This is a genomic window from uncultured Metabacillus sp., assembly GCF_947503125.1.
GTDB lineage: Bacteria > Bacillota > Bacilli > Bacillales > Bacillaceae > Metabacillus.
Window position 1 is genome coordinate 53,045 of sequence record NZ_CANNCR010000007.1, and the last position, 22,010, is coordinate 75,054.

A 22,010-nucleotide genomic window follows, 5' to 3' on the forward strand; every position below is an offset into this window, starting at 1 on the left:
AAGCATAAGGCGAACAGGAATAGAAGGTGTTCTTTACCTTCAATTCCTGTTTGACTTATGACCTCGAGCCGATGGCGCCTGGAGCTAGATTCAGAAACGCAGCTATGTTAAGAAAATATATAAATTCTGATAGTAAAAAAAAGAGCTGCATTATAAAAATGTAGCTCTTCTTTCTACTTCAAATTTCTGGATTTTCTCATCATAATTTAAGGTTAAGTCTATTTCGTCTTTCCCATGCAGAAGCATATCCTTCCAATAAGGGTCTACGGCAAATGTCTCCGATAAATTATCATTGTCAGTAAGCTTTTGTTCTTCTAGATTGACTTTCAGCTCATATCCTTCAGCATTTGCTTTTTGGCGTATTACATCTAAAACAGCTTGATCTAAAGTGATTGGCAGTAAACCATTTTTCAAACAGTTTTGATGAAAAATATCTGCGTATGATGGTGCTAAAATGACTTTAAATCCATAATCGGAAAGCGCCCATGGAGCATGCTCGCGAGAAGAACCGCAACCAAAGTTCTCACCTGCCAATAAAATGGTAGCTCCCTTGCTTTTCTCTTGATTTAATTCAAATTCAGGGTTTTCAGAACCATCAGGAAGATATCTCCAATCGAAAAAGGCGAAGCGGCCGTAGCCTGTTTTTTCGATTCTTTTGAGGAATTGTTTTGGAATAATTTGGTCTGTATCAACATTGGCTCTATTTAAAACAGCTACTTTTCCTTCATGTGTTGTAAAAGGTTTCATTTTGCCCCTCCTATTAAGCGTGAATTTTCTCCTGAATATGGCGTATATCTACAAATCTGCCATGAATCGCTGCTGCCGCTGCCATGGCCGGGCTAACTAAATGTGTTCTTGCTCCTTTTCCTTGTCTTCCTTCGAAGTTACGATTAGAGGTTGAAGCACAGCGTTCACCTTCAGGAACGACGTCGTTGTTCATGCTTAAGCACATGCTGCACCCAGATTCTCTCCATTCAAAGCCTGCTTCTTTAAAAATCTCATCCAAGCCTTCTTCTTCAGCAACTTTTTTAACAGTTTGAGATCCCGGTACAACAATTGCTCGTACAGTAGGAGCAACCTTTTGTCCTTGTAAACTTTTAATAACTTCTGCAGCCTGTCTCAAGTCTGTTAAACGTGAATTCGTACATGATCCGATAAAGACATGGTCAATTGTAATATCTTCAATTTTCATATTTGGCTGTAAGCCCATATAGTCAAATGCACGCTTTGCTTCATCGATTTCTTCCTCATTATTGAAGCTATTTAAATCAGGTGTTTTTTCATCTACACCTACAGCCATACCTGGGTTTGTTCCCCATGTTACCATTGGTGCAATGTCCTCACCTTGTAATGTGATGACTTTGTCATACTCAGCACCTTCGTCAGATTTTAACGTTTTCCAATATTCAACAGCTTTTTCGAACTCTTCACCTTTAGGTGCATATTTTCTACCTTTAATATAAGAGAATGTTGTTTCATCAGGTGCAATAAGCCCTGCTCTTGCTCCAGCTTCAATTGACATATTACAGATGGTCATACGCTCATCCATTGATAAGCTTTCAATAACTTCACCTGTATATTCAATAATATAACCAGTACCAAAACGAACGCCATACTTTCCAATGACAGCTAAAATAACATCCTTTGCTGTTACTCCTTTTTGAAGCTTACCTGGAATATGGATATTTAACGTTTTAGGACGTTGTCTCCAAATCGTTTGTGTTGCGAGAACGTGCTCTACCTCACTTGTCCCAATTCCAAAGGCAATTGCTCCGAATGCTCCATGTGTTGATGTATGGCTATCTCCACAAACGATTGTTTTTCCTGGTAAGGTCAACCCTAATTCAGGACCAATAACATGGACAATACCTTGATCCTCACTCTCAAGGTCAGCTAAACGAATGCCAAATTCCTTACAGTTTCGTTCTAGAGCACTAATCTGATTTTTTGCTACCTCATCGTTAATGACAAATCGATTTACCGTTGGAACGTTATGATCCATCGTCGCAAACGTTCTGTCCGGTCTTCTTACTTTACGTTTTTTTTCGCGTAAGCCTTCAAAAGCCTGCGGTGATGTAACTTCATGGATTAAATGTAAATCGATATATAATAAGTCCGGTTTCCCCTGCTCTTGTTGGACTATATGCTCATCATATATCTTTTCAATTATCGTTCTTGGCTTCATAGTCATAACCTCCTTTATAGATGGAAAAATGAGGGGCTGACGAAAGCGAATGTCAGACCCCTCAAACTCAATATAAATAATAAGTCCTAAAAAACTTTGTCATTACATATTAGTCTTATTAAATTCGACTGTCCCCAAAGTGGTCAGTTCCCTTTTTACGGATTAAGAATAAGCTTCCATAATGTTTAAAATAGCGTGGTCATCTGCAAGGGCATTCTTAATTTCTTCGCCAATTTCCTTAGTAGTTAGAAACTTACCGCCCTCAGCCAGATCAGCTGTGCGGTTCCCGGCATTTAATACATTATCAACAGCTTTTTCTATTGCTTTTGCTTCTTCTTCTAAACCGAAAGATTGACGAAGCATCATCGCAGCTGAAAGAATTGTCGCTACTGGATTTGCAATATTTTTCCCAGCAATATCTGGTGCTGAACCGTGGACAGGCTCATATAAATGCAAGCCTCCTGAAGATAAACTTGCTGAGGATAGCATTCCAAGTGAACCAGTGATCATGGATGCTTCATCACTTAAAATGTCACCAAACATATTTTCCGTAACAATCACATCAAATTGTCTAGGTGAACGGATAATTTGCATTGCTGCATTATCAACCAGCATATGTTCAAGTGTGACGTCTGGATATCTAGCTGCTATCTCTTCTGCCACTTCTCTCCAAACACGGCTTGATTCTAAAACATTTGCTTTATCAACTGAAGTGACGTGCTTGCGGCGTTTCGATGCTATTTCAAATGCTGAAACTAGGATTCGTTCGATTTCATAGCGTTTATAAAGCAATGTATCGACAACCGCATCCTCACCTTCATGAACAATCCGTTCACTTGGTTTCCCGAAATATAATCCGCCTGTTAGCTCTCGAACGATTACAAAATCTACTCCATTTACATACTCTTTCTTTAAAGGGGAAGAGTCTAGCAAGCTTTCAAATGTTTTAATCGGACGCAGATTTGCATATAAGTCCAGTTCTTTACGTAAAGCTAATAGTCCGCGCTCAGGTCTTAATTCAACAGGATTTTGATCCCATTTTGGACCGCCGACAGCACCTAAAATGATAGCGTCAGATTCCTTACAAATACGAATTGTTTCCTCAGGCAGCGGATTGCCTTTTTGATCAATTGCGTTTCCGCCAATAAGTCCATAATTAAATTGAAATTGATGATGAAAATGTTCTGCAATAGCTTTTAAGATATCAACTGTGACATCAACTACTTCTTTACCTATTCCATCACCCGGTAATAATGCAATTGTTTTTTTCATATTCCCTTCCCCCTTCGAGTGATTTTAAATTAGCAGACTTGCTTCTAGAGTTTGTTTAGGTAGTTCAGAAAGTAATGTCATCCGGTTAACTGCATTGATATAAGCTTTAGCTGATGCCTCTAATACATCCTGTGCCATACCTCTGCCGCTTGCTTCTGTTTCGCCAATTTTAATTTTGACATACACTTGGGCAAGTGCATCTCGACCGCCGCTATTAGACTGAATGCGATAGTCAATTAGATTAATCGAAGTACCAATACAGCGTTCTAAAGTATTGTAGATGGCTTCAACACTTCCTGCTCCTGTTGCAGCTTCCTGAATGATCTCATTTTCGGGATTAATTAACGTTATTGTCGCAGTTGGAACTTGAGATGTCCCATATTGAACCTGCAATGCACTTAACTCATATGCAGCTTCTTTGCTCGCAACCTTTTCTTCTATAAGAAGGGCTTTTAAATCCTCATCAGAGATTTCCTTTTTCTTCTCTGTCAGTTCTTTAAATGCCATGAATAATTTATTAACCTCTTCATCTGAAATGTCATACCCTAATTCATGTAATCTATTTTTAAATGCATGTCGGCCTGAATGCTTACCAAGCACCATTGAATTTGTTGAGACACCTACAAGCTCAGGTGAAATGATTTCATACGTTGTTTTTTCCTTCAATACGCCGTCTTGATGAATGCCTGATTCATGGGCAAATGCATTTCGGCCAACGACAGCTTTATTTCCTGGAACAACCATTCCTGTAAGATTGCTGATAAGCTCACTAGATCGCTTAATTTCATTTAAAGTCAAGCCTGTTTTTGCTTTGTAATAATCGCTGCGGATATGGAGGGCAACTGCCACTTCCTCTAGCGCAGCATTACCTGCTCTTTCACCAATTCCATTTATGGTCCCTTCAATTTGGCCGGCACCATGTTCAATTGCTGATAGAGAGTTCGCCACTGCCATGCCTAAATCATCATGGCAGTGTGCGGATAGGATAATCTTATCAATACCTTTTACGTTCTCACGTAGATACGTAAAAATTTCTCCATACTCTTTCGGCGTAATATACCCGACTGTATCTGGAATGTTGATAACATTTGCGCCTGCTTCAATCACTTTTTCAACGATTTCAGCTAAATATGGAAGCTCTGTACGGCAGGCATCCTCTGCAGACCATTGAATGATCGGGAAATACTTAGCAGCATATTTCACAGCATCTACAGCCGTTGCAATCACTTGTTCTTTCGACTTTTTCAGCTTATATTCCCTATGAATCGGGGAAGTTGCCAAGAATACATGCAATCTTGGCTCTTCGGCAAATTTTAATGCTTCCCACGCTGCATCGATATCGCTTTTTACAGAACGTGCAAGTCCGGTAACAGAGCTAGTTTTAATTGTTTTCGCAATCTCTTGAACTGCTAATAAATCACCTTTTGATGTAGCAGGAAATCCTGCTTCAATAACGTCCATTCCGAGTCTTTCTAGCTGTTTTGCAATCTCCAGCTTTTCTTTTACATTAAGATTGACGCCTGGAGATTGCTCGCCATCACGGAGCGTTGTATCAAATAGGTTAATTTTTCGCACTCACACTCACCGCTTCTTTCTTGTTTTGTTTAGATTTTACGAACGGCATCATTGCACGAAGCTTCTTACCTACAACTTCGATTTGATGTTCATTTTCGTTGTTATTGATCGCGTTGAATTGAGGGCGGTTTGCTTGGTTTTCTAAAATCCACTCTTTCGCAAATTTACCTGTTTGAATATCTTTTAATACTTCTTTCATTGCTTCTTTAGAACGGCCATCTACAACACGTGGTCCTGAAACGAAGTCACCCCATTGTGCAGTATCAGAGATGGAATATCTCATTCCAGCCATACCATCTTCATACATTAAGTCAACGATTAATTTTAATTCATGTAAACATTCGAAGTAAGCAACTTCAGGCTGATATCCAGCTTCTACTAATGTTTCGAAACCAGCTTTTACTAATGAAGTTAAACCACCGCAAAGCACTGCTTGTTCTCCGAATAAATCTGTTTCAGTTTCTTCTTTAAATGTCGTTTCTAATACGCCAGCGCGAGCTGATCCAACACCTTTTGCGTATGCTAAAGCTTTTTCTTTTGCTGTACCAGTTACATCTTGGTAGATCGCGAATAATGCAGGTACACCAGCACCTTCTTCATATGTTCTTCTAACTAAGTGTCCAGGACCCTTTGGTGCAACCAAGAATACATCAACATCTGCAGGAGGAACGATTTGGCTGAAATGTACGTTAAAGCCATGTGCAAATACTAATGAATTACCTGCTTCTAAACCTGGTTTGATTTCTTCTTCATATACTTTTGCTTGTTGCTCATCTGGAAGTAGTACCATTACGATATCTCCAAGTTGTGCAGCTTCAGCTACTGATACAACATGGTGACCATCTTCAACAGCTTTGTTAAAAGAACCGCCTTGGCGAACACCTACTACTACGTCAACGCCGCTTTCTTTTAAGTTAAGTGCATGTGCATGACCTTGAGAACCATATCCAATGATTGCTACCTTTTTACCTTGTAATGCTGCTTCGTTTACGTCTCCGTTATAATATACTTTTGTCATGTATAATCTCTCCTTTGAAAATGTAAGTTTATTAGTAGATCTTTTGCTTTTATATAAATCTTAAAACCTGTGCTTCAGGCAAGATTTTTACCTTTATTAAACAATGGAAATAGGAACTTCCTTGGCAGCTCTTTGTGTGCCGCGAGTGAATGCAGTTGTTCCTGTTCTGGCAATTTCTTTAATGCCATATGGCTTTAATAAATCAATTAATACTTCGATTTTTGATGGCTCGCCCGTTACTTGTACGACAACACTTTCACGGCTGACATCAATCACCGTTGCCCGGAATGGCTGAATGAGTCCTTGAATCTCCATTCTTGTAGCAGGTGTTGACATCACCTTTATTAACGCAAGCTCTCTTGCTACAATTGATTGTGAGGTAATATCAACAACTTTAATCACATCAATTTGTTTATTTAATTGCTTTGTGATTTGCTCAACTTCTTTTTCTTCTTGAACATTTACAACAAGCGTCATTCGTGAAACACCTTCAGTTTCCGCATGACCTACTGTTATGCTTTCAATATTAAAATGTCTTTTCGAAAATAATCCTGTAATTCGATTTAAAACACCTGTTTGATTTAGTACTGTTAATGAAATTATCCTTTTCAAAGCTTTACACCTACCATTTCATGCAACCCTTTTCCTGAAGCTACCATTGGATAGACGTTTTCATCTTTGCTTACTCGTATATCTAATAAGACCGGACCGTCAGAAGTAATGGCTTCCTTCAATTTCTCTTCCCAGCCTTCAGTTCTTTCAATGCGAACGCCTTTAATGCCATAAGCTTCTGATAATTTAACAAAATCAGGTTGTGAAACAAATTTTGATTCTGAATAGCGTTCTTCATAGAATAATTGCTGCCATTGTCTTACCATTCCTAAAGCAACATTGTTTAAAATGACAACTTTAATTGGTAAGTTCAATTCATGGATAACTGATAATTCTTGAAGCGTCATTTGGAAGCCGCCATCACCTAAAACAGCAATAACTGTAGAATCTCTATCAGCTAATTGCGCGCCGATTGCAGCTGGCAAGCCGAAGCCCATTGTGCCAAGTCCGCCAGATGTTACCCATTTATTTGGATTTTTAAAATTATAATATTGTGCCGCCCACATTTGATGCTGACCTACATCGGTTGTTACGATCGCTTCTCCATTCGTCCATTCATGGATTAGCTCTAGAACCTTTTGTGGTTTTAACTCAGTGTCTTCCTCATTATAAACAAGAGGATATTCTTGCTTATTTTTAGCAAGCTGGTCATTCCATTCCTTTTGATCACCTTGTTTGCCTTCTTGTTTAATTAGCTGTTCTAATACTAGCTTTGCATCACCAACGATCGGAATTTGTGTTGGAACATTTTTTCCAATCTCAGCTGGATCAATATCAATATGTGCTACTGTAGCTTTTTTAGCGAAATGCTCTAAGTTGCCTGTAACCCGGTCGTCAAATCTTGCCCCAACGCTGATTAATAAATCACAGTCATAAAGTGCCATGTTTGCGGTATATGTGCCATGCATTCCAGCCATTCCTAGGAATAGAGGATGATCAGCCGGAAAACCGCCTAAGCCTAGCAGCGTGTTCGCAACAGGTATTTGTTGTTGTTCAGCATATTCTGTCAATTCTTTTGAAGCATTTGCATGTAAAACACCTGCGCCTGCAAGAATCACTGGTTTTTTAGCGCGGCTTACTGCTTCAACTAATTTTCGAATCTGCAAATAATTCGGTTCACAAGTTGGTTGATAACCTGGCAAGTTGACAGGCATATCATAGCTGAAATCCCCTTCAACAGTCGCAATGTCTTTAGGAATGTCAATTAAAACAGGACCTGGTCTGCCAGTTGTTGCAATATGAAATGCTTCTTTAATAATTCTTGGAAGCTCGCTTACTTCACGAACTTGATAATTATGCTTTGTAATAGGAGTTGTAATTCCTAATATATCAGCTTCCTGGAAAGCATCTGATCCGATAACACTAGAAGCAACCTGCCCTGTAAAGACTACTAATGGTAATGAGTCAATCATCGCATCTGTCAAACCTGTAACTAAGTTCGTTGCACCTGGGCCTGATGTTGCAATGACAACACCTGGTTTTCCAGAGACACGAGCGTAACCTTCCGCTGCATGTATACCGCCTTGTTCATGTCGAGTTAATACATGGAACATACCAGAATTATATAGACTATCATAAATTGGTAAGACTGCTCCGCCAGGATATCCGAAAATTACTTCTACTTTTTCCTGCTTAAGTGCTTCAATTAGCATTAAAGACCCCGACATTGTATTTGTACATTTGGCAGTTGAGCTGTTCAACTGTACATTTGTACTCATTTTCTTTCCTCCCTTAGCAGGCTACTTTTAGCCCTTTGTTTTAGTTTTTCTGTTCTTGCTTGACTAAAAACAGCATATAAAAAACCTTCCCACCCCTCATAAGACTCCACAACAATTTGTGTGCCAAAGGGGCAAAAAGGTTAATAAACTTTTCGCGGTACCACCCTTCTTCATGGCCAAAAATGACCACCTTACGAACAGATCCACTGTTCACTTTGATAACGAGTACCGAAGAATGGGACTCGGTTAATCTTACTGTTGTTTCAGATTAACACTCAGAGGCGAGTTCATCATTTGGGAGTATCACCGGCTTCCAGCTACCCCGGTTCTCTGTAGATTCTTTACCAAAGACTACTTATCCTCTTCACCGTTTTCCTATATGCAGTTTATTAGCCAGTTTGAAGGCGATAATCCTTCAAGTGCTTATAATATCCAAGGGTGAAAGATCACCCAGTTCTCATAATTTGTTTTATTTTTTAATATATCCCTTCTAGCGAGAGAAAATCCACTAAAAGAGAAATCTCAAAAAGTTAGCATCAGAACATCTGAATGAAAGGAGAAATTCTCATTTTATTTAAGAATTTTCTACACTTTTTTAAATGTTCGTGTAACTTTATTTGAACTTATATTACGCTCTAGAAAAGCAAGTGTCAACAGTGTTTTATGAATTATTTGATAATTTAGATTTATCGGATTAGTTGTATCCGCTTTCATTGTTGATATGCTTGGAATGGCTTTTTTAAAAAAATTTTGAAGAATTTTTAAAATCCGCAACTGCGGAAATCGTAGGATAGAAGAATAATGTTAAGCAGGAGAGCTTGACAAGTAAAAAAGTGATCTTTGATAAAAATGATGTTACATGAAATTCGAAAGAAAATACACAAGTTTGTAAGGTTATATCCCACTATTTTTTAGATAAGACGTTAGCTTTTCAAATAAAAAAACCCTTCATAATATGATGAAAGGGTTTGATATGTATTGTTTGATGGCGTCCCAGGAGAGATTCGAACTCCCGACCGACGGCTTAGAAGGCCGTTGCTCTATCCAGCTGAGCTACTGGGACTTAATTTATAAAAAATATAAGGTTTTAAATACTAAATTTGTCGTCGTCCCGATTTCAGAAAGATGATTCAAGATGCTGCTCAATCGGTACGCTGATGCCATTTCAAGGTAGCGTATTCGTTCGTGCTCTATCCAGCTGAGCTACTGGGACTTAATTTATAAAAAATATAAGGTTTTAAATACTAAATTTGTCGTCGTCCCGATTTCGGAAAGATGATTCAAGATGCTGCTCAATCGGTACGCTGATGCCATTTCAAGGCAGCGTATTCGTTCGTGCTCTATCCAGCTGAGCTACTGGGACTTATTTTAAGGATACAGATTTCAATTTCAAATATCACTAGCGACATTTTTCATTATATTGATATTTAATTTAAAAGTCAATATTATTATTGAATTTTTTAAAGGAGAGGGAGATCTCTCCCTCTCAAATATTTAATTTAGGGTTACTTGCTGAGAAAGTTCCTCAACTTTCTGTCCATTCACTTCATAAAACGTAACTTTTGCGGTGTTTTTTTCAATAGTAAGTATAGCATATGTCTTTTGTCTTCGCATCGCAGGAAGTCTGATGCTTCCGGGATTTATAAATAATATGCCATCGATCATCTCAGCACCGGCGATATGTGAATGTCCAAAACATGCAATATTCGCCTTTTTCTCTAATGCACGGTATTTTAAATTCATTAATGTAGCTTTTACATTATATAGGTGGCCATGTGTCATATACAAGATGAAACCATTTACATCTACTATGATCTCATTCGGCAATTCTGAGCCAAAATCACAATTCCCTTTAACACCTTTAAAAGAACTTAATTCTTTACTGTCTGCCGGGAGCTCAGAATCTCCACAATGCAGCATAAAGTCCACTTCTGTTTTATGGCGGTTTTTTATGTCCTCGATTTCTGCTGTTAAGCCATGGCTATCACTCATTATTAAAACATTCATAAATACGCGCCCCATTTTAAATTTGTTTAATAACTTCCAAGATCTTTTTTATAGCCTCTGCCCGGTGACTTATCCGGTTTTTTTCCTCTTTCGGTATACTTGCCATTGTCTGATTTAACCCTTTCACAATAAAGATTGGGTCATATCCAAAACCATTTTCTCCTTGCTGCTTCATTGCGATATACCCTTCACAAGTTCCCACCACCGTTTTTGTTTGCTGTCCAGGTATTGATAAGGCCAGCGCACAAATAAATCTTGCAGAACGGTCCTCCATGCTTTTAACACCAGTTAATTCTTCTAATACTTGGCTGATATTCGCTTGATCATCTTTTGCAGGTCCAGCATATCGAGCAGAAAAAATCCCCGGCCTGCCGCCTAAATAATCAATGGCTAAACCAGAATCATCGGCAATTGTCATGCGCTGATAGGCTTCCGAAATAGCTTCTGCTTTCAATATGGCATTTTCCTCAAAAGTAACCCCTGTCTCTTCAACATCAATTGAATCAGGGTAATCTAATAGAGAGTGAACATGGAAGCCTATTGGAGATAATAATGCTTCAAATTCTTTTACTTTCCCTGGATTTTTTGTTGCAATAATGATTTCCTTCACTTTGCACCAACCTGCTTTTTGATATTTTCTGTCACGATGAGTGAAAGATCGCCAAGCGCCGCTTTTTGATGTTCGATAAGAGCTAATATTCCTTCTTCAGCCAGATCAAGCAGACAATTTAATTGCTGTCTTGAAAATGTTGCTTCTTCTCCAGTACCTTGCAATTCAACAAATTGACCTTGCGATGTCATAATGACATTCATATCGACTTCTGCACGTGAATCTTCAACATAATCTAAATCTAAGATTTCTCCATGCTCATTGTCAACCCCTACTGATACAGCAGCAAGGTAATCTGTAATTGGCAGCGCCTTTATTTTCCTATCAGCAACCAATTTCCCAAGCGCAATCGTCATAGCAACAAATGCACCTGTGATTGAAGCTGTCCTTGTTCCACCATCAGCTTGAATAACATCACAGTCAATCCAAATAGTGCGTTCACCTAATTCTTTTAGATCAACAACTGCTCGTAATGCTCTACCTATTAAGCGCTGAATCTCCATTGTCCGACCACTGATTTTCCCTTTTGAGGACTCTCGAATTGTACGCTGCTCTGTTGCCCTTGGAAGCATGGAATACTCAGCTGTAATCCATCCTTTTCCTTCACCGCGCATAAACGGCGGCACTCTATCCTCAATACTGGCATTACAAATTACCTTTGTATTACCGAAGGAGATTAAGACGGAACCCTCTGGATGAATAACAAAATCTTTTACTATATCTACTTTCCTCAACTGATCCTTAGCACGGCCATCATGTCTCATTCTTTAATTCCCTCCAATGAAAGTCCATTAAATTCTGTAAAATTATGTACAAGAAAGAAGAGGTAGCTTTGTTATAAGCATACCTCTTTTTACCCTTTTTATAGTATATCAAAAACGTGCTATTAAAAACTACCTGTGTTCACTTTAGCAGGTCTTGTAACAGGCTCGGTCAACTTTTCTCCATTCTCTCTCATTAATTCTGCTTTTCCATTTACTGTTACAGCAACACTTTCGACCCCTTCTTGCTCAGTTAACGTTAATACCAGTGATTGGAGAACCTCTGATGAAATGATTTTTTGTTCTTCATCAAAACTTCCATAAATTGATTCATTAAAATCTAAGGTTACCTTTCCATCTTCATATTTAGGCGCGCTTAATAATTCAACATCATTTTGGAAGCCGCTAATTAAACCTGTTGAAGGTGAAGGTCCCTCAATAAGCTCTTTTACTGCAGCAGCGATTGGATCTGTTTCCGTATTACTCACCCGCTTTGTAACAGGAACATAGTACTGTTGCCCATCAGCTTCAGCCGTGTAATAAACGGTTAACGGATGGGTATTTGTAATATCAACAACATCTGTAGAATCATGATTAATACCGCTTTCTCTACTCACACCATCCTGAATTGGTGTTCCATTTACAGGCATTTCCTTCTGCTCATGGCCATTCACCCAAATCTTTACCTTTTCCACATTATCAAACTGTGTTAATGTCCATGTAATTGCTTGTAAAATTTTTGCTTCATCTTCTTTTTTATAATCATTGAATTCCTTAGAAAAATCTGCAATGGCTACACCGTCTTTAATATCAACCCCTAATACTTGAGTATCTTGCGGTAGTACGGCACGAAAACCATTTGGAAGAATATTTGATATTGGTCCGCCTTCTACTAAGTATTCTAATGCTTGTTTTGCGACACTTTTCGTTTTTGGTAGGTTCATTGAATAAGGGACAACCAATCCGTTTTTATCGATTAAATATAATTGACTTGTCACACTTTCCTCTGATGCTTCATCTGATACACCCTCTACATTTCCCTCTGAATTTAACTGTTCAGCGTCATCTGTAAGGGTCACATCTTGTGGTGGATCAATTTCTTTTGCAGCTTGTTCAGCATTAAATAAACCACAACCAGAAAGTAACATAGATGATGCAATAACCGTTATTGCTATCTGTTTGTTATATTTAGACATTCTCATCCCTCCAAAGGCAGTTTGTACTACTATGTATACGAGCTATTATTTGTTTTAGACCGATTTTTTGTACAAACTTTCATGAATAGCTACTCGCATTCTTGGAGGGTACCGTATGGGCACACAAGGAAAGAGGCTGCTCAATTGAGACAGCCTCTCTCTTCGTATCTATTAAGATTTCAGTTGCACATCCAATTTGATTGATTTGACACACTCTATTTCATGTTCAAACCATTTTGTTGCAATTTTTTCAAACAATTCTCTTGGACCAGTTGTTAAAAAAAAATGCTGTTTTTTACCTGAGGATTGGTTTAATGCCTTTTTAAACGACAGAATTGTACTAACTTCTCTAGCAGTTTCATCCCCAGAGCAAATGATTTTTACTGCTTGTCCCATGAATCTTTCAATTTGCGGCTGAAGAATTGGATAATGTGTACAACCGAGAATTAACGTATCTATAGGAGAACCTTTAAGTGGTGCAAGAGTTTCTTCAACGATTAAATCCGCTTCTTCACCTTCATACTCACCACTCTCAACAAGTGGGACAAATTTAGGACACGCTAAACTTTCAACTGTTAATCTACTATTTAATGTTTTAAGCGCTGTTTCATAGGCAGCACTTTTAATGGTATTCACCGTACCAATAACACCGATATGATGATTTTTTGTTACTTTAACAGCTGTTCTAGCTCCGGGAAATATAACGCCAATAACAGGTATATCAACATTTTCCTGAATTTCCTGCAAGGCAATCGCTGTTGCTGTGTTGCATGCAATGACTAGCATTTTTATATGATGATTCTCTAATAAGTAATTTGTCATTTCCCATGTAAAACGACGTACCTCTTCAGCTGGTCTCGGGCCATATGGACAACGCGCTGTATCACCTAAGTAAATGATTTCTTCTTTTGGTAATTGTCTCATAATTTCTTTTGCTACTGTTAATCCGCCGACTCCCGAATCAATAACACCAATAGGACTTTTCAAACAATCGCCTCATTCTTCTCTCATTTCTTGTTGCAATTTAATTAACGATTTTTCTAGTAAGATCACTTCATCTTCCTTGAAATGAACAAGTATATCTTTTAAGTAATTTTGACGTTTATGAATCACTTCTTCGATAATTCGTTCACCTTCTTCTAATAGATGAATTCGTACAACTCTACGATCTTTTGGGTCTTTCACTCTAATAACCAATTGATTTTTTTCCATACGATCAACTAAATCTGTCGTTGTACTACACGCCAAATACATTTTATTAGATAGCTCGCCAATTGTTAAGTCCCCATTTTCCCAAAGCCATTGTAAAGCAATAAATTGCGGGGGTGTAATAGCATAATCACTTAATATTTCCCTGCCTTTTTGCTTAATAATAGCTGATATATGACGCAGCGCTTTTTCTAAATCGGCTACGGTTTGTTCATTCACACTTGCATGATTTGTCATTACATTCAAAACCCTCACTAATGAAATAGTGAGGATGACTCTTACACAAGATTTTATAGCAATCTAAGTCATCCTCATTTCATATTTTCCATGTTTTCCACAAAAAATGCAAGCTGCATGAGGACGATCAGATCAACCCAATAATAAAAAAACGATCATTATATAAATAATAACCGGCTTCCTTACTGAAAAGGTTAGCCGGTATTGGTTAGAGCTCTAGTTCACCCATTCGAAGGAGCTCGACAACCGCTTGAGAACGTCCCTTAACACCAAGCTTTTGCATTGCATTCGTAATCGGGTTTGAAAACGAACTAAATTTTTAAGTTCTCCAGTTCTATTGTTCCTAATGGAGTTATAATAAGTACCAGCCCATTCCTATCCACAGTAATTACATCAATAAGCTGTTTTAAAACCAATTGCAACTCATCTATTTCAACAAAATTAAGATTCACCAAGCGTTGTAATCCATCATGAACTTGGGACTTTATATAGTCTAAGTTATTAGTTGTTTTACTCGTATCTTCTAGGTTTTTAAGTTCTTCTTGAATGTCCTTAATCTCCGCTTCATAGGTTTCCTTCTCAAACTCAAATTGTCCTTTGTCTATGTTTCCTAAATTAAATTCTTTCCTGAGATTCATAAGAAACGTTCTATTTTGCTTTAATTGTGCTTCTAACTTCTTTCTCTTGTTTTTATTTGCCTTTTCATCGTTAGTGGTAGTAATTTCAAGACCTGCACTCACTTCATCAATATTTACTTTTTTTTCTAATTCCAACTTAATTGTTTGCAGAACTCCTATTTTAAATTCTTCAAATGGTGCCCACAAATCATTAATGCACCCTTTAGTTCCTATTCTCCGTCTAGATGAACATATTAGATACCTATACTCTTGACCTTTCTTGCCAACTTTCCCTGACTTCATGGAAACATAACTGCTACCACAGTGAGCACATTTAACTAACCCTGAAAAAGGATTTACTTTCACATTTCGTACTCCTCCTCTTTTTCCTCCTCCCCTCTTAAGTCGAATTTTCTGAGCATCTTCAAATATTTTATCTGTGATAATTGGTTCCCACTCAATTTGTTCGTTTCTTTCCCATTTTTCTTTGGGCACTTGAACTAACTTATTTCTTCGATTTTGAACATCAGAGACATCTGTAACTTTTTTTACAGTATATTTCCCGTGGACATTTCTCCCTGTATACGCCTCATTTTGCAGCATTCTCTGTACTGTTGTAATGCCCCATTTTTCATTTCTCGGTGAAGGTATTTCCTCATGATTTAGATACTCTATTATTTTTTTTTCACCCATACCATTGATATATAAATTGAAAATTTTTCGCACGATGTCAGCTTTATTTTCATCAATTTCTAAGGTTTTCACTTTGTTTTTAGACTTTTCATCTACTTTTATTATCTTTTTATAACCGTATGGAGCTGTACTTCCAGTAAAATTCCCTTTCAATGCAGATTCTCTAATACCAGCTCTTGAAGAAACACTTATTTGTTGAGACAGCTTTTGGTTAACTGCTGACATAATGGTGAAAACCATCTCATCGTTAACATCCACTTTTGAATCATAATTGTCATTGATGGATATCAGTCTAATCTCTAGGGCATCAACTAAAGTCCGTTTTAAAGCAAGTGCATCTAAAGAGTCACGAGAAAAACGCGAAAGTGAAGTAAAAATAACAGTTGAAAAATATCCTTTCTTGGCATCTTCAATAAGTAGTTTAATATCATCTCGCTCCATAATGTTGGTTCCCGTTGACCTATCTTCATATATAAATTCTGGTCGAACCTCTAAATCTTCCATTTTAGCTTTTTGGAGACATATTGATTTCTGATGTTCAGGTGAATCCTTTTGTGATTCTTTTAATGTAGAAACACGCACATAAACGGCTGCAAGATTACTTTTGTCCTTCTGCATATTGCTCTTTAACCTCCCTAAATAAAAAACCTCATAGCATAAAGCTGTGAGGTTTACTTGTTCCTTCTATTATAAAATGTTTGTAGTTTCAGTGTAAGTATTATTTATTTCCTGTCCTCAAATGAGTAACCATTTCCTGTGCAACTTCTTCCAGCGTTAATCCCATGTTTATTGCAGCATGCATTAATTGAAATTTTAACTCATCATCATATACACCGGAATCATAGTCTTCTTCTAAAGAAATGAGGCGAAGTCCTAAGCCATTTACCAGTATCCTTTTTAAAGTAAGTGTATCAAAAGTATCCAAAGAAAGCCGCGAGAGCGAAGTAAAGACCACAATTGAAAAAAGCCCTTTCTTTGCATCTTCAATTAGCAGTCTCATGCTCTCACTGTCCATAATTTTTGTTGAAGTTGAATCATCTTCATACATAAAGTTCGGTAGAAACTCTAAGTCTTCCATTCTTATTTTTTCCATGCAACTAGATTTTTGGTTCTCAAAGGAGTCGTGATTAGGACCTTGGTGATTAGATACTCCTACATATATTGCTGCGATTTTAGCTGTCTCCGTACTCATTTATTTACTCCTCCTATTTTTAAAGCCACCATTCTTATTATGAGGTTTTCTTATTTTGATTATAGCGTAGTTCTTGTGATTGGATTAACACTTTATTAATTGTTTGACTTACAAGTTGGTCTACAACCTCCCCAGATGATTTTCCATGGGAACTAGCTGCTACCACAAAAGTTAACTTTTTCTTCGCCATAAAAAAATCATCTCCTTTCTCTGCATGGATATGCAGGCTCAAATTTGTCCTATTACTTTTTTGTTTTGTTAGGCTGATTTTTGCAGTTTTGAACTGTGTAAGTCAGTATACATTCCGAAAAATACAAATAAAATATTGATATTGGTTTTTTTTTATTGTATGTAGATTCAAAATTTTTTCAAAAAATTTTTAAATACGCAAAAAAACCCGGAGAGAGTTCTCTCCGAGGTCAATTTTTCCCTATGTCACAGTAAATACCAAAAATAATCTTCTATTCATTAAAAGTTGGTCTAGAAATCTTCACAAGCTCAATCGCTTGCTCTAGTTCATATTCATGTCTACTCCATATATGGAATTCATCTTTGGTTTTTGTAACAGCAAAATCATGTGGATTCTCTACTGGAATAGGAAACTCTGAAATAAAGTCAAGGTTGCTATTGTAAACCCCCAATGAGATTTGGTCTCCATCGGCTAGAAACACATAGATATTTCCGTTGTCATCCCCGATAATATCCACATCATCAGTCATTTGAATTCCCTTTAATTCTCCATCTTCAAATAATGGTTCACCTGTTACAAGGTCTATTACATGAATACTGCCATCATCATCACTTACGAAAAATAATTTTTTCTTTACAGTATCCACATAAACTGTTGATTCGTATGGGTTCTGCTTTTGAGTAGATGCCATTTCCAATACATCTTTAACATTATCGAACTCCAAAATAGGCTCTCCATCTATATACAATGTGTTTTTATCTTCCGTACTTTTGATTACCCCTTCTCCTTCAGAAGTGTTCACGAAATAAAGTTCACCATCTTCTTCGGGAATTTGCTTACCCGTATCTTTAATAACATTCATATCATCAAAATTAAATTGTCCAATCGTCAATACATCATCTTTCATTTCATACAGCGTATTCCCCCTAGCATATTGAGGTTCGCGTTGTATCCTATGAAATCCATTCTCTGCATTCGTAATGCTTTTCCATCCATTTTCACTACCTGATACCCCGATGGTTCCGTCATCATCATTAAAAGTCATATAAATTCCATCATCCGATTCTACTACATAGATATCGGATGGGCTATTATGTTCCTTGTTCAAATCAAAAGTGCCTCCTCCAAAGACTTTGACTGTTTCGATTAGTTGAAAGCCTTCTTTATCTACACTAACTTCTCTACTTTCTTCTGTATTTTCTTCTTCCTCATTTTTAGTTGATTCTGTTTCTTTAGTTGCAGGTGTAACATTATTTTCACTTGCTTCTTCTTCATTTCCGCAACCTGCCAAGGCTAAAAATAAAAGTAAAATTAATAAATGGTAAGAGCGTAACTTCAACTATGTTCATCTCCCTATAAGATTTTTTAATTGAATTATTCGATATTTTAAACTTTAGGTTTTGCCATTAAGTGAATAGCTAAAGCAACTCCAAATACGAACAATGAACCAAAAATATGTCCAGTGAAAGACCACACCAGAACTCCCCATAGTACAGACAATAAAACAAGAAAAATTACTTGGACAACCGGAAGCCAATATAGGACCATACCTATGAAAAACATAATAAATACTGCTGTCCAGCTATAATCAAAAAAAGTTGCTGATGAAAAAAAGCTAACTACAAACACTTCAGCCATAATGAAGTATATAAATGACCAAGAAACACCGTATTTTTTCTCAAACTCCATATCTTTTACGGCTCCCTTAATCCCTTTTCGAACCTCATCACGGTCTAAGTCCATAATTATCCCCCCTTTAACAAGTTCCTGAGAAAATTTTACCACATTCACACTTATAAGTGTTATAAATATAAAAATAACACTTATAGTGTATTAATTTTAAATTGTGCGCTTTATATGCTTGTGTCAACAGGTGGTGAAGCTATTGGAATTAATACAAAAGTTGGGTGAGCGTATTCGATTTTTACGAAGAGAAAAAAACATAAGCCAAGAACAACTAGGAGAGTTATCGAACTTACATACGAACTACATTGGAGCAATTGAACGCGGCGAGAAAAACATTACTTTAGAGAGTTTGGTGAAAGTCTCTAAAGGATTGGAAGTTTCCTTAGATGAACTTTTTCGTTACTTGGAACCGATGGACGAGCCTGATGACCTGCAAAAGGTTGTTGATTTATTATCCAATCGGTCTTCTGAGGACCAATCCTTAGCTTTTAACCTATTAGTTGAAATTTTTCATTGGGAACAGAAGAAAAATCAATAATGAGGAAAAAAAAGGAGCATAAACTTATTCGGTTTAATGCTCTTTTTTTGTTTTGTAAAAGATTCAGGTATAGATTCTCTTAAAGCAGTTCATAATTACATTAGCAACAAAATACCAGAATACCAGATTAGGAGAGATATGAAGAAAATCTTTGGAAAAAATATGCTATTTCATTAGAAGAACATCAAAAAAGGGATAAAATTCTCTATCATTCAAAGTTATTTAAAATACACCCTATCGTAATGCAATACCTTTTTCATCAAGGGGTAAAAGAGACAGAAAAAATCTTTACTTTTCTTTACCCCACGACTAGTGATTTTCATGACCCATTTTTATTTAACGATATGAAAGTAGCTGTGGATAGAATTATGAAAGCTATTATCAAGAAAGAGAAAATTTTTATTTTCGGCGATTATGACGGCGATGGTATTACATCAACAACTTTACTTTTAAAATGCTTACAATTCCTAGGCGCAGATGTAAGTTATAAAGTCCCAATGAGAGCAGAAGGATACGGATTGAAGGCGTCTAGCATTCATAGATTACCAGATAACATTTCTCTAATTATTACTGTTGATAACGGGACAACTTGCCACCAAGCACTTACTGCAGCAGCAAAAAGAGGGATAGAGGTCATTGTCACGGACCACCACGAGATATCGGAAAAAGGGATACCAAACTGCCTTGCCTTTTTAAACCCCAAACGAAAAGATAACACTTATCCTTTTCAGCACCTTTCAGGTGCAGGTGTTGTATTTAAATTGGCTCACGCACTTCATCTTGCACTAGATAGGGACTGGAGTATCCATTATAAGGAATATATTGAATTCGCAGCCATTGGAACAATTTCTGACCTTGTGCCATTAAAAGGTGAAAATCGCACGATTTGTAAACTTGCTCTGGAGAAAATGAATCATGCACCTTCTGAAGTGCTCAAAACCATTTGTGCACTCTTAAAGGTTAACAAGGTTAGCAGCAGCACGATATCGCATCAAATTGCTCCACTTCTAAATTCACATGGGAAACTTGGAGACCCAAATCAATCGGTTGATTTATTAGTTTCGGAAAATGTTAACGCTGAGAATGTAATGAGACATATTGAGCTAAACGAGAAGCGAAAGCGTATGTCTGATATCCAATACGCCATCTGTGAAGAAGTAATCAAGAAAAACAAATCGTTTGAACAACCTGTCATCACTGTTTATGGTAATTTTCAAAAAGGATGTATCGGAAGCCTGGCTTCTAAAATTTCTAAAAAGTATCGAAAACCTGTCATCATTGTTGGAGAGAACGGTGCAGGTTCTGGAAGAAGTGTATGCAGCTCAAGATTTTCCCTGCTTAATACACTAAATCGATGTAAAGAGCATTTGATTAAATTTGGAGGACATCATTGTGCTGTGGGATTCTGTATAGAGCCTTCGGACCAAAACATTCAAACCTTCTTTGCAACTATTCAAGAAGCAGCCAAAAAAGAAGGCAGTTCCTTCTCATTCAAATGGTATTTTACTGAACAGTCACCCGTTGAATTCAAAAGGGGTATTTTCGAGGGTTTACAATTGTTAGAACCTTTTGGAAAGGACTTTTACCAACCTGTCTTCCTATCTCCTGCGCTCCACATAAAAGAGGTTAAGATGTTTGGTGACAATGGAGAACACGCAAAATTAATTACTGATAACAGTGATACATTCTATTTTTATAATCAATCTTCCATGGCTCGAAGCTATAAAGACCAGTCCAGAAACTTTTTCTACTCTTCAACATTAAATGACGAAAATGAATTTCTGGCACATGCCGTCGAACAGCCAATAAATTTAGAGTATTATGGTATATTCTAACATCAGAATCATATTTTAGAATTAGAAAGGTTCATTATAAGCAATCCTCCCAAGGACTCCATTACATATCCAATTATGGATATATAATAATAAACAAAATGGAGGTCTATTATAATGAATTACAAATGCCAATTACAGATGTTGAAGATGTTTCTAGAGGATAGAATTAGAAATACGAATGAAGCGATGATAGCAAGAAGAAATAAGAATCTGAAGCACGAGCGTAGGGTATACCAGGAAATTTTAGTCTTATTAAGAGACTATAAACTATGATGGTTATATTAATAATTATTAGGATATGGACATGAAAATAAAAAAAGCATTGCGTTAAAACCCTAAGTAGTTCAGTTATTGTGGAGAAAACTTAAAATAACAAGCTAAATAACATTTGATTTCACAGGTTAATTCATATAGTAAATAGCACACAAAAAAGCTCAGAGTTTACTGCTCTGAGCTTTCTTTTTTTAGGGAACTTATTCCATTAAAACCCCCTTTTTATCTGAATAAAGCAGTTGATACTTTTTGTTTTAAGTAGTTATACTGTTTGGCATTAGTATCAGCAAATGCTTCTTCTCTATTTGAAAGTAAATCCTTATATGTAATGTTCTCTATAAATTGAGAATCTGTTAAATCGTATCGTTTCTTATTAATGAAGTTATAAAAATGCCACCCATCGGGCAGTTTGGTTTTCATTATTTCCCCACCCAAAATATCATTTACTACTAGTGCTGTTACACCACATTGTCCTTTGGCAGGGTTTTCCTTACTCCATTTGGAACTTGACTCTAAAGACCAGGACTCTAACAAAATCTTCTTTATTTCTTCTACTTTTATCGTTTTCTTCTCCATATAAATCCTC

The 22,010-nt window shown here is 37.0% G+C and carries 21 protein-coding genes, 1 tRNA gene, 1 pseudogene and 1 other annotated feature; of the genes and pseudogenes, 2 read left to right on the forward strand and 21 right to left on the reverse strand.

Going from position 1 to position 22,010, the window contains the following annotated elements:
* Positions 1–150 precede the first annotated feature (150 nt).
* From leuD to Q1B07_RS07580, 20 genes and pseudogenes are all read right to left on the reverse strand, one after another.
* Positions 151–747, reverse strand: coding sequence for a 3-isopropylmalate dehydratase small subunit (leuD, locus tag Q1B07_RS07485; protein WP_299091782.1), 597 nt, complete (start codon positions 745–747; stop codon positions 151–153).
* A 13-nt stretch (positions 748–760) separates the two neighbouring features.
* A complete protein-coding gene (gene leuC, locus Q1B07_RS07490) occupies positions 761–2,185 on the reverse strand; it encodes a 3-isopropylmalate dehydratase large subunit (protein WP_299091785.1) in 1,425 nt (474 codons plus the stop codon).
* A 162-nt stretch (positions 2,186–2,347) separates the two neighbouring features.
* Complete coding sequence (gene leuB, locus Q1B07_RS07495) at positions 2,348–3,457, reverse strand: 3-isopropylmalate dehydrogenase (RefSeq protein WP_299091786.1); 1,110 nt, start codon at positions 3,455–3,457, stop codon at positions 2,348–2,350.
* A 24-nt stretch (positions 3,458–3,481) separates the two neighbouring features.
* Complete coding sequence (locus Q1B07_RS07500) at positions 3,482–5,032, reverse strand: 2-isopropylmalate synthase (RefSeq protein WP_299091787.1); 1,551 nt, start codon at positions 5,030–5,032, stop codon at positions 3,482–3,484.
* Complete coding sequence (gene ilvC, locus Q1B07_RS07505; protein WP_299091790.1) at positions 5,019–6,050, reverse strand: ketol-acid reductoisomerase; 1,032 nt, start codon at positions 6,048–6,050, stop codon at positions 5,019–5,021. Before ilvC ends, Q1B07_RS07500 begins: the two co-directional genes overlap by 14 nt.
* Before the next feature lie 96 nt (positions 6,051–6,146).
* On the reverse strand, positions 6,147–6,662 hold the full coding sequence (ilvN, locus tag Q1B07_RS07510) for an acetolactate synthase small subunit (RefSeq protein WP_299091793.1): 516 nt from the start codon (positions 6,660–6,662) through the stop codon (positions 6,147–6,149).
* Positions 6,659–8,380 carry an acetolactate synthase large subunit gene (gene ilvB / locus Q1B07_RS07515; protein WP_299091795.1) on the reverse strand — a complete coding sequence of 574 codons (1,722 nt, stop codon included), beginning with the start codon at positions 8,378–8,380 and terminating at the stop codon, positions 6,659–6,661. Before ilvB ends, ilvN begins: the two co-directional genes overlap by 4 nt.
* A gap of 124 nt (positions 8,381–8,504) precedes the next feature.
* Positions 8,505–8,757: a binding site (T-box leader), on the reverse strand.
* A gap of 609 nt (positions 8,758–9,366) precedes the next feature.
* Positions 9,367–9,443, reverse strand: a tRNA-Arg gene (locus Q1B07_RS07520).
* 431 nt (positions 9,444–9,874) lie between these two features.
* On the reverse strand, positions 9,875–10,387 hold the full coding sequence (locus Q1B07_RS07525) for a metallophosphoesterase (protein WP_299089443.1): 513 nt from the start codon (positions 10,385–10,387) through the stop codon (positions 9,875–9,877).
* Between the two features lie 16 nt (positions 10,388–10,403).
* The gene (locus Q1B07_RS07530; RefSeq protein ID WP_299089445.1) at positions 10,404–10,997 is read right to left on the reverse strand and encodes an XTP/dITP diphosphatase; all 594 of its coding nucleotides are present in this window, start codon (positions 10,995–10,997) and stop codon (positions 10,404–10,406) included.
* Entirely contained in the window at positions 10,994–11,761 is a 768-nt protein-coding gene (rph, locus tag Q1B07_RS07535; protein WP_299089446.1) for a ribonuclease PH, read from the reverse strand. Before rph ends, Q1B07_RS07530 begins: the two co-directional genes overlap by 4 nt.
* A 122-nt stretch (positions 11,762–11,883) precedes the next feature.
* Positions 11,884–12,954, reverse strand: a complete 1,071-nt coding sequence (locus Q1B07_RS07540; protein ID WP_299089447.1) for a GerMN domain-containing protein — start codon at positions 12,952–12,954, stop codon at positions 11,884–11,886.
* A 171-nt stretch (positions 12,955–13,125) separates the two neighbouring features.
* Positions 13,126–13,941, reverse strand: coding sequence for a glutamate racemase (gene racE, locus Q1B07_RS07545; RefSeq protein ID WP_299089448.1), 816 nt, complete (start codon positions 13,939–13,941; stop codon positions 13,126–13,128).
* 9 nt (positions 13,942–13,950) lie between these two features.
* Positions 13,951–14,400, reverse strand: coding sequence for a MarR family transcriptional regulator (locus Q1B07_RS07550; protein WP_299089449.1), 450 nt, complete (start codon positions 14,398–14,400; stop codon positions 13,951–13,953).
* A 208-nt stretch (positions 14,401–14,608) separates the two neighbouring features.
* A pseudogene (locus Q1B07_RS07555) lies at positions 14,609–14,701 on the reverse strand (hypothetical protein); the annotation flags it as partial.
* Positions 14,702–14,711: 10 nt separating this feature from the next.
* On the reverse strand, positions 14,712–16,328 hold the full coding sequence (locus Q1B07_RS07560) for a recombinase family protein (protein WP_299089451.1): 1,617 nt from the start codon (positions 16,326–16,328) through the stop codon (positions 14,712–14,714).
* A 100-nt stretch (positions 16,329–16,428) separates the two neighbouring features.
* A complete protein-coding gene (locus tag Q1B07_RS07565) occupies positions 16,429–16,902 on the reverse strand; it encodes a recombinase family protein (protein ID WP_299089452.1) in 474 nt (157 codons plus the stop codon).
* A 37-nt stretch (positions 16,903–16,939) separates the two neighbouring features.
* A complete protein-coding gene (locus tag Q1B07_RS07570; RefSeq protein WP_174750121.1) occupies positions 16,940–17,092 on the reverse strand; it encodes a hypothetical protein in 153 nt (50 codons plus the stop codon).
* Positions 17,093–17,363: 271 nt separating this feature from the next.
* The gene (locus Q1B07_RS07575) at positions 17,364–18,431 is read right to left on the reverse strand and encodes a hypothetical protein (RefSeq protein WP_274575469.1); all 1,068 of its coding nucleotides are present in this window, start codon (positions 18,429–18,431) and stop codon (positions 17,364–17,366) included.
* 47 nt (positions 18,432–18,478) lie between these two features.
* On the reverse strand, positions 18,479–18,835 hold the full coding sequence (locus Q1B07_RS07580) for a hypothetical protein (protein ID WP_299089459.1): 357 nt from the start codon (positions 18,833–18,835) through the stop codon (positions 18,479–18,481).
* A gap of 133 nt (positions 18,836–18,968) precedes the next feature.
* On the opposite strand from Q1B07_RS07580, the gene Q1B07_RS07585 reads away from it, so the two are divergent.
* Entirely contained in the window at positions 18,969–19,316 is a 348-nt protein-coding gene (locus Q1B07_RS07585) for a helix-turn-helix transcriptional regulator (protein WP_274575467.1), read from the forward strand.
* A gap of 242 nt (positions 19,317–19,558) precedes the next feature.
* Positions 19,559–21,151, forward strand: coding sequence for a single-stranded-DNA-specific exonuclease RecJ (gene recJ / locus Q1B07_RS07590; RefSeq protein WP_299089460.1), 1,593 nt, complete (start codon positions 19,559–19,561; stop codon positions 21,149–21,151).
* Positions 21,152–21,646: 495 nt separating this feature from the next.
* On the opposite strand, the gene Q1B07_RS07595 is transcribed toward recJ, so the two are convergent.
* The gene (locus tag Q1B07_RS07595; RefSeq protein WP_299089462.1) at positions 21,647–22,000 is read right to left on the reverse strand and encodes a hypothetical protein; all 354 of its coding nucleotides are present in this window, start codon (positions 21,998–22,000) and stop codon (positions 21,647–21,649) included.
* Positions 22,001–22,010 lie beyond the last annotated feature (10 nt).